The sequence below is a fragment of the Marinobacter sp. LV10MA510-1 genome (assembly GCF_002563885.1).
GTDB lineage: Bacteria > Pseudomonadota > Gammaproteobacteria > Pseudomonadales > Oleiphilaceae > Marinobacter.
In genome coordinates this window covers 2,832,581-2,846,943 of record NZ_PDJA01000001.1, presented here as the reverse complement: position 1 = coordinate 2,846,943, position 14,363 = coordinate 2,832,581, and the positions used below count along the sequence as shown (strand labels likewise).

Genomic DNA, 14,363 nt, shown 5'->3' with positions numbered 1-14,363 from the left:
CTCATCGATACGGCTAAACAGCGTAGGGGCAAATAATGAGCTTTAATGAGGCACGGCTGGAACAGGCCATCATCGAACTGCTGCAGGCTCAGGGTTACCCCCATTGCCCCTGTTCTTCGCTGATGCGTGAGCCCACCGATGTGCTGATTAAAGCCGATTTAACGGTGTTTCTGACACAGCGTTACGCAGCCGATCACATTACCGGGGCGGAGGTCGCTTCTATCATTCGCCGGCTGGAAAGCCTGCCTGCGCTGGACTTGTACGAATCCAACAAAACCATTCATAAAATGGTCGCCGACGGCTTCTTGTTGAAACGGGAAGACCGCAGTCGCAAAGATCTGTATATCCAACTGATTGATTACCAGGGCCTGGCTGAAATGCGCCTGCCCCGTGAGGGGGAAGTGCTCACGCTGGCGGCGGAAGTGCCGGAAAACTACGGCGGCCCGCGGAATATTTACAAGCTGGTAAACCAGATGGAGGTCACCGGCAGCGAGAAGCGGATTCCCGATGCGGTTCTTTATATTAACGGCCTGCCGCTGGTGGTGTTCGAGTTCAAGAGCGCGGTGCGCGAAGAAGCCACCCTTCACGATGCCTACGTGCAACTGACTACCCGCTACACCCGTGATATTCCCCAGTTGATGAAGTACAACGCCCTGTGCGTGATCAGCGACGGGGTGAACAGCAAGATGGGCTCGTTGTTTGCGCCTTATGAGTTTTTCTATACCTGGCGCAAGGTAACCGGTAACGAAATTATTGGGCAAGATGGCATTGATAGCCTGCACACCATGATTGAGGGCCTATTCAATCAGGATCGGCTGCGCCAGGTGATTCGTCACTTTATTTACTTTCCGGATGTGTCCAAGCAGGAAGTAAAAGTGGTGTGCCGTTACCCGCAGTTTTACGCCGCGAATAAGCTGTATGCCAATATTCTGCAACACCGAAAGCCTGAAGGCGATGGCAAGGGCGGCACCTACTTTGGCGCAACCGGCTGCGGCAAAAGCTTTACCATGCTGTTTTTGGCGCGTTTGTTGATGAAGAGTCTGGCCTTTGAAAGCCCCACGCTTGTGCTGATTACCGACCGTACCGATTTAGACGACCAACTGTCCCGCGAGTTTACCAACGCCAAACACTACATTGGCGACCAGGCGGTTGTGAGCGTGGAAAGCCGTGCCAATTTGCGCGAATTGCTCAAGGGCCGCAGCAGTGGCGGGGTGTTTCTGACCACCATTCATAAATTTACCGAGGACACCCAATTACTTACTGATCGCACCAACGTTATTGTGATTTCGGACGAGGCCCACCGCAGCCAGATCAACCTGGATCAGAAAGTACGCGTAACCGACAAAGGCGTGCAGCGCACCTACGGCTTCGCTAAATACCTGCACGACTCTTTGCCCAATGCGACCTACGTGGGGTTCACCGGCACTCCCATCGACGCCACCCTGGATGTGTTCGGCGAGGTGGTGGACAGCTACACCATGACCGAGTCGGTACACGACGAGATCACCGTGCGCATTGTGTACGAAGGCCGTGCGGCCAAGGTGATTCTGGATAACAGCAAACTGGAAGAAATCGAAGCCTATTACGCGCGCTGTGCCGATGACGGCGCCAGTGATTATCAGATCGAGGAAAGCAAAAAGGCCAGCGCGCAGATGAACGCCATTCTGGGCGACCCGGACCGGTTGCGGGCCTTAGCGCTGGATTTTGTGAACCATTATGATCGGCGAGTGGAAGAGGGTTCATCGGTCAAGGGCAAGGCGATGTTTGTGTGCAGCAAACGGGATATTGCCTGGGCGTTGTTTCAGGAAGTGATTGCCTTGCGGCCCCATTGGAACGATGTATTGGTGTGTGAAGCGGAAGCAGATTTGAGCGACCAGGAACGAAAAGCACTTAAACCTTTGGAGCGGATCAAAATGATCATGACTCGGGGCCAGGATGACGAAAAAGAACTTTATGACTTGTTGGGCAGCAAAGACTACCGCAAGGACCTGGCCACTCAGTTTAAAGACGCCAAATCCAACTTCAAAATCGCCATTGTGGTGGATATGTGGCTGACCGGATTTGACGTGCCGTTTCTGGATACCTTGTACATTGATAAGCCCATTCAACGCCACAACCTGATCCAGACCATCTCCCGGGTGAACCGTAAGTTCGAGGGCAAGAATAAGGGCCTGGTGGTGGATTACATCGGCATCAAAAAGCAAATGAATCTGGCACTGGCACACTACAACAAAGCGGATCAGCAGAATATTGAAGAGATCAATCAGTCTATCGTGGTGGTGAAAGACCACCTTGACCTGCTCAACAAACTGTTCCACTCGTTCGACAGTCAACCTTATTACAACGGCAGCCCCTTGGAACAGCTGCACTGCCTGAACAGAGCGGCCGAGTTCGCCCAGACCACTGACAAGTTTGAAAAACGCTTTATGCACTTGGTGAAGCGCCTGAAAGCAGCCTACGACATTTGCAGCGGCTCGGAGGGTGTTAGCCAGGGCGAGCGTGACCAGATTCATTTTTACCTGGCGGTGCGCGCCATTGTGTTCAAACTGACCCGTGGCAATGCGCCGGACAGCGCTCAGATGAATGCCAAAGTGCGGCAGATGGTCGCCGAAGCGCTGAAAAGTGACGGCGTGGAAGAGATTTTCAAAATGGGCAGCGAGAGCCAGGGCGAAACTGACATTTTTGACGACGATTACCTGGCCAAAATCGACAAGATCAAACTACCGAATACAAAAATCAAACTGCTGCAACAGTTGTTGGCGAAAGCCATTGATGACTTCAAAAAGGTAAATAAAACCAAGGGTGTGGATTTTTCAAAGAAACTCAAAGCCCTGGTGGAGCACTACAACGAACGCAAGGAAGACGATGTTTTGGTCAGCAATGTGCTGGAAGATTTCACCGATACCATCATCGACCGCTATATGGATCTGATTCAAGCGCTGAAGCAGGAACTCGGTTCTTTTGAGGAGCTGGGTATCGACCTTGAAGAAAAAGCCTTTTACGACATTCTGAAAGACCTGGCCATCAAGTACGACTTCAGCTACGCCGAAGACAAGCTGTTACCCCTGGCGAAAGCGGTAAAAGTGGTGGTGCAGGAAAAGGTAAAGTACACCGATTGGAACCAGCGCGAGGACATCAAGGCGGAATTGAAAGTTGGCCTGATTCTGCTGCTGGCAAAACACGGCTACCCGCCGGTAGACCGTGATGAGGTGTACAAAGAGATTTTTGAGCAGGCGGAAAATTTCAAGCACCATTCCAAACAAAGCGAGGCCAGCGGCGGATCTTGAAGTGGCGCCTAACGACTAATGAGCGGCGAACTCCAGAATTCTGGCTTTTTCAGTGTATAGCACCACCTCAATGGCATCGTCCGCCAAAGAATCCCGTGCTTCTTCAAATGCCTGAAACCTGATGTCTGCAGGGGAAACGTCTTCAGGACCTTTAACCGGGAACAAAACCGGGCCATGAAGCAAGTTACGCTTCCTCAGCTGGTTCACCTTGAGCTTCCAGTGATCGCCGTGCTCAATAATCGCTGTAGAATCCGCTTGCCCGAGAAATAGCGGTTTTATAACCTTAGTCGTTTTGTTGTCGTCTTGTTCGACAAAGGGGAATGTCACGCTGTATAGGTGATCTTCAACCTTCCGTTTTGAAAAGTGGCGAGCCAGGTTGCTTTGTTCAAGTAGTTTTTTTATACCTTTTTCCAGAACCGTTTCCTGGTATTCCCTGGTTACAAAGTTCCGGCCAACGTAATAGTTGAATAACTCTTGCAGGGTTTTTTGTGGATCTTCAGAAAGAATGCTACGCCGCTCGCTGAATCGCGCGATGGTTTCTCTGGGACGAATAAGCTCGTCGAAGATGCCTTTATGAAAGCCGTATTCCATGCCCTGACTACTAAACTCGGTGGTTGTGTTGTGAAGTAGCATGCTTTGAATTCTAAGCAGTTCTGCCTCTATATTAGCCATGGTTTTCAGGTAAACGGCTTTGTCCAGCTCTTCAAAAAACTGGGTAATCCGGGCGTATTTTCGACGCAATAACTTGAAGCTCAAATGGCGTGTTTTTGGTATCCACAACAATACACCAACATTGGCAAACTCGCCGGTTTCGATGTAAGGCATAAATCGCACTATGGCGTAATGACACGCGAACCTAGTCATTTCCTGCTCCAGAAATCACTGTTGTTAAAGCGTTGAAGATTTTCAAGTACTAAGTTCAGATTCAGGTTGGTTGATTCCTTTCTCTTGTCCCTGTCAAAAGCCACTCTATAAGGGCGTGATATTGGGAGTCAATGTAGTGTCTACATTCCCAATAGCAACACCAGCTCACAAAAAACCACGCTGGCCCCCAGTGCATCGCCGGTATAGCCGCCAAGCTGGCGTTTTAAATACCAGCCCCACAGTAAAGCAGTTCCAACCACAGCCACCAATGCCAGCAGCCATAAACCGGGCAGCCAGGCGCTGAACAGCAATGCCACCAGCAGGGTAAACCCACTGCTGTACCCGAGCCGCCGGCGGGAAAAGCCTTCGGCCACCGGTTTGCTTTTGCTTTTGTCGGGATCGGTCACGTAATTCAGGAATGACATCAACAAAAGTGGTGTTTGCCGACTGATAGCCGGTGCCAGAAGCAGCGCCAGCATGATGTGATGGCTTTCCACCAGCAGGGCGACTTTAAGCGCTAACGCCAGCACCAGTGCTACCGTGCCATAGGTGCCAATGCGGCTGTCTTTCATGATTTCCAGCCGCTTTTCAACGGTATAGCCGCCGCCAAACGCGTCCACGCTATCCGCCAGCCCGTCTTCGTGAAAAGCGCCGGTAATGAACAGATGAAAACACAGCACCAGCAGAATGCTGACCAGCGGGCTGCAGAACAGCCCCAGTAGCGCAAACAGTCCCACGTACAGGGCGCCCAGCAACAAACCGACGAGTGGAAAGTACACGCTGCACTGGTTCATCAGTTTTTGGGAATAATCAATCGACACCAGCATGGGTATGCGGGTTAAAAATCCGACGGCCAGCCAGAATGCTTGCCACTCGCGGGCAGCGGCGGTCTTAGTCTGTTGGGGTGTATGATCTGGACCTGTCAAAGCGAACTCCGTATGGGTGTCAGCCTGGGATAGTACCGGATTGACTGCGCCGAATGTGGCGTCATGCCGCGGTGGCCTTAAACCTTTGTTAAAAGGCGTAATATTGAGCGTTGTAGATTCAAGAAATATTTGTACCTGTCGATAACAGAGACACATATTTAAAGCCAGAATAGCGCTCAAAAAACGTTATTCTGCAAAGATTCTTTGAAAAGCTGACAAAAGGAGTACACCTATGTTTCTTACACAAAACCAGGCTCGAAAGGCACTTCAAGCAGTGATTGATGACGGCGCCCCGGATACCTACCCACAATGGTTGGCGCCGCTGGTTGAGTATATGGGCGCGACGGAGCGTAATGAACTTGGCATCGCCAATAGCATGGTCTCTGTGGCACAACACGTATCCACTCTGGGCCAGGGCGCGCTGGAGTTTGATCATCGCATCAACAGTTTAGTAGAAAAAATCCAGACTCTGTCGGCGGCCATTGAAGAAATGTCTGCCAGCGCGGTGGAAGTGGGCAGTCTGGGGCAGGATGTTCTGCAGCAGGCCTCCAGTGTGAACAACTACACAAAGGAGTCTACAGAGGCATTGGACGACATGGAGGCCAAGCTGGCCGAGGTCGATACGGTGCTGACTCGAGCTAATGAAGAAATGAAAGCACTGGCCGCGCAAACCAAACGAATTGAGTCGCTGACCAACGTCGTTAATGAAATTTCTGACCAGACCAACCTGTTGGCGTTGAACGCGGCCATCGAAGCGGCCCGGGCCGGCGATGTGGGCCGCGGTTTTGCCGTGGTTGCCGATGAAGTGCGCCAGTTGGCGTCGCGCAGCTCTGGTGCCGCCAGTGAAATCAATGGCATTGTGAGCGACATTATTTCTGGTTCCGAAAGTGTTCAGGCGCGCCTGGCAAATTCGGTTGAAGCTGTACAGCTGTCCGGGCAGAGCCGCGAGCGGGTGGCTGAAGTTATTCGTAGGGCCCGAGAGTCGTCGGTTCAGAACGTTGACCTAGCTTCTTCCATCGCTTCAGCGGCGGAAGAGCAAAGCCAGGTTTCCGGGGATATGGCGTGCCAGGTCAGTGCTAACTCGGAGGACTCTGCGGCGCTGGGCCGTATTTTTCAGGAGCTGGTGAGCACTATTGCGCCGCTGCGCCATAATAATGATGCCGGGTTCGAGTATTTGCAGGCAAATTCACCGCAGATGGCGCTGGCGACTGCCAAGCATGACCACGTGGTGTGGGTAGACAAAATTATCCGCTTTGCGATATTCAACGAACCGGCGATTTCGGCCTCAGAAATACGTGATCACACCCAGTGCCGTCTTGGCGAGTTCCTGATCACTCAGAAAGCCGCGGGTGCGCGCGGTTTGAAAGGTGCTGACACCCTGATTAATCAGGTTCATCCGCAGGTACACAAAGTGGGCCGGGAACTTTACGAAGCGGCGCAGTCGTTCTATAGCGGTAAGTTGAATAGCGACCGTTACGACGAGACGTCTACCCGTTTGGTGGGGAGCCTGAATCACAGTTCCGAAGAAGTGGTGGCCTTGCTTGACGATATGATCGCGCAGTTGGGTCGCAATTAGTAAAGCACTCGGGAGCTGGCGGTGGTTAAGAAATGTCAGGACCTGTATCTAAGGCATAATCATCAGACTCATTAATGAGATAAAAGCGAGGCAACCTGGTGACATTATTTAACAATCGATGGACAAAAACCACGCGTTGGGCGTGATGGTTTCGGCCGGTATGGCTCAGGCTGAAACGCTTGAAGATCGAATCTCGGAAGGAGAGTCGATTCGCCTAGGTTTTGCTGCAGGCCCACCCTGAGCGTACGCCGGTCGTACCGATGCCGTGCCCATTAACGTGCTGGACGCCAAGCACGTCGCAGACCTGAATGAAAGTTTCGATATCTCTGACCCAGAGGTGTTTGTAGGGCGTGCAAAACAGGTTGTCGGTGTCGGTTTCCGCCCTGAAGACAGCGCCTTCCGCGCCGAATTCAACAAAGCCCTTAAGGACTACATGGTCTCTGATGAAATGATGGCAACCGTAACGCCTGACGAATATATCAAGGCGTTTTTACCCGGCGCCATGACAATGGAAGACGCCTGTAAGTCTAACTGGAGTCGGGTTAGAGCTGGGAGAGAGTTGGGTAAGAAGCCTGGTAGTGCGTTCGTTCTGGGGGTTGTCCAGCAGTCTTTCTGGCGACCCCTGCTCTTCAATCTTGCCATCAAAGAACAGGCAGATCCGGTCTGAGATTTCCCGGGCGAAGCCAATCTGGTGCGTTACCATCAGCATGGTCAGGTTGTGCTGATCGAACAGGCCGCGTATTACGCTGGTAACTTCGCTGATGACTTCGGGGTCCAGTGCAGAGGTCACTTCGTCAAACAGCATCATTAGTACAGGCCACAGAGTAGCCTGCACTGAAATCGCCATTTATGGCTAAAGTTACCAACTTTATTTCTTTGGGATCTGGTATGTCGGCTCATCTGTAAGGCCTACAAGCGGGCTTTGTTACCACCTTTATTATGTCCCCACAGTTAGTTATTAAAAAATAGGGTTTTTACTTTTTCTGGTATCGCGTGGGGTCTGCGTCAACAGTTACCAGATAATCGCCATCTAACTCAAATTTAGTTTGGTCATTTCTTAAATCAACTAATTTTTCGTCACTAACTAAAAACGTTACGTTCGTTTTAGTAATAATTCGGTCATGCAACATATTCACCTTGTCGCTTGAATCTTTTGTAACAGTTAACGTCATTTGTTCATAACCATTATCTTTTACTTCAATCCATGTACCTAAAAATGGCTCTATATTGCTGCTTCCGCAAGCGGTCAAAAGTAAAGTAGCGGTTAAAGCAAAAATAAATTTGGTCATTGTATTTCTCTTTAGTTATTAATAGTTATTCAGTTACTAGCCAGTCTGAAACGTCTAAATCTGGATTTTCAGAACGCCATTTTTTCAGAACCGTATGATTCCCCCCGGCAGTGGTAACAGTTTCACCCGTTTCGGGGTTTTTGTAAGTTTTTGGCTCTCTCGGTTTCCGGGCTTTTTTGGTAAAGGCATCATTTGCCGAGTCTTCAGCCTGGTACGGGTTAAGCAGCTCCGCAGTTTCCTTTTTTGTTTTATCATAAATTTCTAAAAGAGTTTCAAGTTCGTTGAAAAACTTCAGATCATTCTGGAAGCTCTCGTTGTTCTCAATAGCAGCTAGATCACTTTCCATTTTCTGCATTTGTTCTTTAATTTTCATGTATTCGCGTAGCGTTGCCATACAGTTCCCCACTTGATTTTGGTTAATTTATGATTTACTTATTTCATAAGATTGCATTGTGGCAGATAAATTGAATTGCCACAATGCAACGGAGTTGTGGGATCATAATAAAGTCGGTAACAAGATAATAAAGTTGGTAACTATGGAAAAAAATAGTATGAGCTTTGAAAACAGTACAGATACTAACCCAAACGATCTGGCCGTCTATCGCTTCGCCATTGCAATTGAATCTTCCAGTAACTATCTTTTTGCTTTCGTGATACTTTGCGATATTTAAGGCGAATGAAAAAAGGAAAGGCAGACAATCGGTTTTCATCAGCCCCAAAATCAGTGCAGCAACATTCTTCTGTCAGCTCGGCTGCTTAGAAGAAAACAGCACTTCATTATATATTCCATCTTAGTATATGCTTAGAGCCTATTCACAGGTTCGATGTTTGCGAATTCGAAAGGAGTTTAGTGATGACCACGACCAAGCCAACCGTTCAGCATTTTTTTGACGAGCCCACCAATACTTTCAGCTATGTGGTGCAAGACCCTGCGTCCAATGCCTGCGCCATCATTGATTCGGTGCTGGATTTTGATTACGCCGCGGGCAGCACCAGCACGGCCAGTGCAGACGCTATTATTGCCTATGTGCGCGAGCACAATTTGCAGGTGGCGTGGATTCTGGAAACCCACGTGCACGCAGACCACTTGTCGGCGGCACCTTATCTGCACGCGCAGTTGGGCGGGCAAACCGGCATTGGCGCACATATTTGCGAGGTGCAGGAGATTTTCGGCAAGGCGTTTAACGCCGGATCGGAATTCGCCCGCGACGGCAGTCAGTTCGACAGGCTGTTTAAAGACAACGACAGCTTCGCTATTGGTGAGTTGCAGGCTCAGGTTATGCATACGCCCGGCCATACGCCCGCCTGCCTGACCTATGTTATTGGCAATGCGGCGTTTGTGGGAGATACGCTGTTCATGCCGGACTACGGCACCGCTCGCTGCGATTTTCCCGGTGGCGATGCCCGTGTATTGTATCGCTCAATCCGCCGGGTTCTGGCCTTGCCAGACACCACCCGTCTGTTCCTGTGCCATGATTACAAAGCGCCCGGCCGAGAGAGCTACGCCCATGAAACCTCCGTTGTGGAGCAGCGCGAGCACAACATTCACGTGCATAACGGAATCGGCGAAGAGGATTTCGCAACCATGCGCAACGAACGTGACGCCACCCTGGATATGCCACGGCTGATTCTGCCGTCGGTGCAGATCAACATGCGCGCCGGCGAATTGCCGCCAGCGGAAGAAAACGGTCAGGCCTATTTGAAAATCCCTCTAAACCTGTTCTGAGTTGCTGATGAACCTATCCCGTTACCTGCCCGTATTACAATGGAGCAAACAGTACAATCGCCAGCAGGCAGGTAGCGATCTGGTGGCCGCGCTGATTGTGACGGTAATGCTGATACCGCAGTCATTGGCTTACGCTTTGTTGGCAGGTTTGCCCGCTCATATCGGCTTATACGCCAGCATATTGCCGCTGGTGATATACGCGCTTTTCGGCACCAGCCGCACCCTGTCGGTGGGGCCGGTCGCCGTGGCGTCGCTGATGACCGCGGCGGCGCTTGCGCCTTTGGCTCAGGCCGGTAGCGCAGAGTACATAATGGGCGCCGTCGTGCTGGCGCTGATGTCGGGGTTGATGCTGGTTTTGATGGGCGTGTTGCGCCTGGGTTTTCTGGCCAACTTTCTTAGCCACCCGGTGATTTCGGGTTTTATCACGGCTTCCGGCATTGTGATCGCGGCGAGCCAGCTCAAGCACGTATTCGGCATAACCGGGTCAGGTCATAATCTGTTCGACATAGGCCGCTCGCTCTGGGCATCGGCGAGTGATATCAATCCGGTCACGTTGGCGGTGGGTGTGAGTACTCTGGTGTTTTTGGTGTTGGCCCGCACTCGCCTTAAACCTGGCTTACTGGCGTTGGGAGTGGCGCCGCGGCTGGCCGATGTAGCCACAAAAACGGCGCCCATTCTGGCGGTCGTGTTGACCACCCTGGCGGCCTGGTTCTGGCAGTTGCAGCTCCAGGGAGTAAAGCTGGTGGGGCATGTTCCTTCCGGGCTGCCACAGTTAACCTGGCCACAGGCCGACTGGGCGCTTTGGCAGCAGTTAGCGGTCAGCGCTTTGCTGATCAGCGTGGTCGGGTTTGTGGAATCGGTGTCAGTGGGCCAGACACTGGCGGCCAAACGTCGCCAACGGATTGACCCCGACCAGGAACTGATCGGCCTGGGCGCCGCCAATCTGGGTTCTGGCATCTCTGGTGGCATGCCGGTAACCGGCGGGTTTTCCCGTTCGGTGGTGAATTTTGACGCCGGTGCCGAAACGCCGGCAGCCGGCATTTATACGGCGGTGGGTATTGCGGTGGCCACCCTGTTCCTGACCCCGGCTATTGCCTGGTTGCCCCAGGCCACGCTGGCAGCGACGATTATAGTGGCGGTGGCTACACTGATTGATATTCCGGCACTGCGGCGCACTTTCCGCTATTCGCGAACGGATTTCGGTGCCATGCTGGCTACCATTGTGCTGACTCTGGGGCACAGCGTAGAAGCCGGCATTATTGCGGGGGTGGCCTTGTCTCTGGGGCTGTTTCTGTATCGTACCAGTCGGCCCCACTGTGCCGTGGTTGGGCGTGTGCCAGGCAGCGAGCATTTTCGGAATGTGCTGCGCCATAAAGTAGACGTATGCCCGACGGTGACATTTTTACGGGTGGACGAGAGCCTGTATTTTGCCAACGCCCGATTCTTGGAAGAAACGGTGCTAGACATTGTGAACCGCGAACCACAGCTGACGGATTTGGTGCTGGTGTGTCCGGCAGTGAATCTGGTGGACGCGTCGGCGCTTGAAAGCCTGGAGGCGATTAATGAGCGCCTGAGAGATGCCGGCGTGCGGCTGCACATGTCAGATGTGAAAGGGCCGGTGATGGACCGGCTCAAACGCACGGAGTTTTGTCAGCACTTGAGCGGGGGCGTCTTTTTGAGCGCCCATGAGGGCTGGAAAGCGCTGGTAACTGGCGCCAAAAACGATGATTCATAGCCGATAAAGATCAGCACGGCGGGTATCCGGTCGCTGCTGACGACGCAGACGGGCCAGACATATGGGTATGACCGAAAACCTGCTTTCCACCACCCAATGGGTGATTACGGCCTTACTGTTCGCCGTTATTCTGCTGGCGGCTGTGCGCAGTGTTGACTGGCATAAACTACGGCAAGACACCTCGTTGCAACACACCTTTTTTGGCGCTGCCGTGGCGCTTGGGTTTTTGTGGCAGTTGCGCGCAGGTATTTCACCGGGGCTGTCCATTCACGTCTTTGGCGTCACCCTTGTTACGCTGATGTTGGGCTGGGGGCTGGCCGTATTGGCCGGCTTGCTGGCACTGGCGATTACGGTGATTACCGGCCGTGAACCGCTGATCATGTTTGCGGCCAATGGCCTGATAACCGTGATGGTGCCTGCGCTGGTCAGTTACGCCATCATGCTGTGGGAGCGCCACCGCGACTTTAACAATTTCTTTGCCTATATTTTTGTCTGCGGATTTTTTGGTTCGGCCATTGCGGTGGCGGTGGCCGGCGTGGTGATGTGTCTGATGTTATGGACCAGCGGCGTGTACACCTTTGCCGAGCTGGTGTACGAATACCTTAGCTATCTTCCCCTGTTCATGATTCCGGAGGGCTTTGCCAATGGTGCATTTGTGACCGGGATGATGGTGTTTCACCCAGACCGCCTGACCACTCTGGACCAGCGCCGTTACCGTTGAGCCGCGGCTTTTTTGCCAGAGATCAATGCAAGGGTGGTCAGGCTGCTACCGTGCGGTGTTAATGGCCGCTATGTGTGTGGTCAGGGACTGATTCTTTTGTTGCCATTGTTGCCATTGTTGCCATTGTTGCCAGCGCTGCACCCATGGCAATACTGTATCGCTGGCCATGGGCCGTGCCACGCCGAAACCCTGAATGCCGTCGCAGCCTAACGTTTTTAGCATATCTGCCTGTTCCGGTGTTTCCACGCCTTCCGCCAGCACGTTGAGGTCAAAACGTTGGCACAGAAACAGAATGCTTTCTACAATCGCTTTGTCGTTCGGGTTGTCCAGCATGCCGCTGACAAAACTGCGGTCAATTTTAATCATATTGACCGGTAGGGTTCGCATGTAGGTTAGCGATGAGAATCCGGTACCAAAATCGTCTAACGCCAGTGTCAAACCCAGTTCACGACAACAATCCAGCATCTGGCGCACCTGATGGATGTCGTCCAAAGCCGAAGATTCCAGCACTTCCAAGGTAATCAGGTGCGCTGGTAGATCGGGAAACCGACCCAACTCCGCTGCGATAAATTCAAGAAAACGCCAGTCGCTAAGAAAAGTAGCGCTCACGTTAATACTCACGCCGATATCGTCAAACCCCTGTTTGCGCCAGCCTTGCAGAGTCTCCAGTGCCCGGTGGATGACCCATTTGCCCAGGGGTACGTCCAGATGACTGTTTTCAACATCGGGTAAAAATGCGCCGGGTAATAGTAGACCTCGCTCGGGGTGGTGCCAGCGGATCAGCGCCTCCAGGCCGATTAACGCGTTATCATTTAGCCGGATTTGCGGCTGATAAAACAGCTCGAGTTCATTCTGGGCCAGGCCGCGGGAAATATCCGTAAGCTGGTCACGGCGCTTTTGCAGGTGCTCGTTCAGCAGTGGATCGAATTGGTGAATCAGATTGCGACCTTTTTCTTTGGCCAGGTACATGGCTTGATCGGCGTGACGAATCAGGCCTTCCGCGTCGGTGTTGTCTTCGGGATAGCGGGTAACGCCCAAGCTTGCTGACAGCTTCAGGGTGTCGCCATTGATGATCATCGATTCGCGCACAATGTCCAGCAGGTACTGGCAGCTGTTTTCATCGCGTGGCCGCTGAATAACCAGCAGAAACTCGTCGCCACCCACGCGCGCCACAATGTCGCCGGGCGGAAGTTGTGAGGCCAGTCTTTCTGACAGAATGCGCAGAGCGCGATCGCCAATATTAGCGCCGTGCTGGTGGTTGATGGCTTTGAAGCCGTCCAGATCCATAGACACTATCCACAGCTGTCGCTGCTGCATGGCGGCGTGCAGGCAGGCTGCTTCAAGCCGCTGACTGGCCAGCTGGCGGTTGGGCAAGCCGGTCAGGGTATCGTAATGGGTGGCGCGTTCCAGATCTTTGGCGTGATTTTTCAGGGCGGTAATGTCAGAGAAGGATGCGATGTGATAGTAACCGTTACCGTCGCTTAGTTTTACCCTTTGGATTGACAGAAATTCCAGATATTCTTCTCCGTTTTTGCGCCGGTTCCACACTTCGCCTCGCCAATAACCGCGGGTAAGCAGAGCATTCCACAGAGTCTGGTAGTAATCTGCAGATTGGCGGCCCGAACTCAATATGCGCGGATTTTGGCCAATCACTTCGTCGTGGTAGTAACCGGTAATCTGTGAAAACGCCGGGTTGGCGTCCAGAATGACGTTGTTTTCATCGGTGATCAGAATGCCTTCGCGGCTTTGTTCGAACATGCTGTCGGCAATGCGCAGGCTACGCTGGGCTGCCTTGGTGGCGGAGATGTCACTCTGAATAATGATAAAGCCGGGTGTAACGCCTTCGATCTCGCCCACTGGAATGCACTGGCAATGAACCCAGAACGGGTGTTTGTCGCTGTTATAGACTTGCAGGTCAATATCGAACTGCGTGCGCTGCAGCATGCGCCGCCGGATAAACCGTATGCTGTTGATGTCGGTGCCTGGCCCGTACAGAAATTCCGCAGGGCGGGCGCCTTTTACGCTGGCCAGGGAGCGCCCGGCTATTTTTTCAAATGCGGTGTTTGCCCACACGATTCGGGCGTTTTCATCCAGCAACAAGGCTGTGTTCTGGCTCAATGCCGCAACCAGAGCGATGCCAGAAAGATGTTGTGAGTTGTCGCTCAGATTCGGGAATTGCGGATATTTCATAGCCTGACAGGGTTACCTTTTGCAGTTGGTTGCATCATATATTTTTTGG

The 14,363-nt window shown here is 52.3% G+C and carries 10 protein-coding genes and 1 pseudogene; 5 read left to right on the top strand and 6 right to left on the bottom strand.

What is annotated here, in order from left to right:
- Nucleotides 1-35: 35 nt before the first annotated feature.
- Nucleotides 36-3,287 (top strand): type I restriction endonuclease subunit R, encoded by a 3,252-nt coding sequence (locus ATI45_RS13590; RefSeq protein WP_098419984.1) that lies wholly within the window; start codon nt 36-38, stop codon nt 3,285-3,287.
- Nucleotides 3,288-3,302: 15 nt separating this feature from the next.
- Here the strand turns inward: ATI45_RS13590 and ATI45_RS13585 are convergent, their stop codons facing one another.
- The gene (locus ATI45_RS13585) at nt 3,303-4,151 is read right to left on the bottom strand and encodes a DUF3037 domain-containing protein (RefSeq protein ID WP_228735975.1); all 849 of its coding nucleotides are present in this window, start codon (nt 4,149-4,151) and stop codon (nt 3,303-3,305) included.
- Between the two features lie 140 nt (nt 4,152-4,291).
- The gene (gene cobS, locus ATI45_RS13580) at nt 4,292-5,077 is read right to left on the bottom strand and encodes an adenosylcobinamide-GDP ribazoletransferase (RefSeq protein WP_098419980.1); all 786 of its coding nucleotides are present in this window, start codon (nt 5,075-5,077) and stop codon (nt 4,292-4,294) included.
- Nucleotides 5,078-5,309: 232 nt separating this feature from the next.
- Here cobS and ATI45_RS13575 point away from each other — a divergent pair, with 232 nt between their 5' ends.
- On the top strand, nt 5,310-6,653 hold the full coding sequence (locus tag ATI45_RS13575; protein ID WP_098419978.1) for a methyl-accepting chemotaxis protein: 1,344 nt from the start codon (nt 5,310-5,312) through the stop codon (nt 6,651-6,653).
- A gap of 490 nt (nt 6,654-7,143) precedes the next feature.
- Here ATI45_RS13575 and ATI45_RS22725 read toward each other — a convergent pair.
- The 3 genes and pseudogenes from ATI45_RS22725 to ATI45_RS13555 all read right to left on the bottom strand — a co-directional run.
- Nucleotides 7,144-7,461 (bottom strand): annotated as a pseudogene (locus ATI45_RS22725) (hypothetical protein); the annotation flags it as partial.
- Between the two features lie 166 nt (nt 7,462-7,627).
- Nucleotides 7,628-7,942, bottom strand: coding sequence for a hypothetical protein (locus ATI45_RS13560; protein WP_098419977.1), 315 nt, complete (start codon nt 7,940-7,942; stop codon nt 7,628-7,630).
- Nucleotides 7,943-7,967: 25 nt separating this feature from the next.
- Nucleotides 7,968-8,336, bottom strand: a complete 369-nt coding sequence (locus ATI45_RS13555) for a histone-like nucleoid-structuring protein, MvaT/MvaU family (RefSeq protein WP_098419975.1) — start codon at nt 8,334-8,336, stop codon at nt 7,968-7,970.
- A gap of 459 nt (nt 8,337-8,795) precedes the next feature.
- On the opposite strand from ATI45_RS13555, the gene ATI45_RS13550 reads away from it, so the two are divergent.
- The 3 genes from ATI45_RS13550 (at nt 8,796) to ATI45_RS13540 (ending at nt 12,124) form a co-directional block, all read left to right on the top strand.
- Nucleotides 8,796-9,668, top strand: a complete 873-nt coding sequence (locus tag ATI45_RS13550; protein WP_098419973.1) for an MBL fold metallo-hydrolase — start codon at nt 8,796-8,798, stop codon at nt 9,666-9,668.
- A gap of 7 nt (nt 9,669-9,675) precedes the next feature.
- Nucleotides 9,676-11,403 (top strand): SulP family inorganic anion transporter, encoded by a 1,728-nt coding sequence (locus ATI45_RS13545; protein WP_098421753.1) that lies wholly within the window; start codon nt 9,676-9,678, stop codon nt 11,401-11,403.
- A gap of 61 nt (nt 11,404-11,464) precedes the next feature.
- Nucleotides 11,465-12,124, top strand: coding sequence for an energy-coupling factor ABC transporter permease (locus ATI45_RS13540; protein ID WP_098419972.1), 660 nt, complete (start codon nt 11,465-11,467; stop codon nt 12,122-12,124).
- A gap of 45 nt (nt 12,125-12,169) precedes the next feature.
- Here ATI45_RS13540 and ATI45_RS13535 read toward each other — a convergent pair whose 3' ends face one another.
- Entirely contained in the window at nt 12,170-14,314 is a 2,145-nt protein-coding gene (locus ATI45_RS13535) for a putative bifunctional diguanylate cyclase/phosphodiesterase (protein ID WP_098419971.1), read from the bottom strand.
- Nucleotides 14,315-14,363 lie beyond the last annotated feature (49 nt).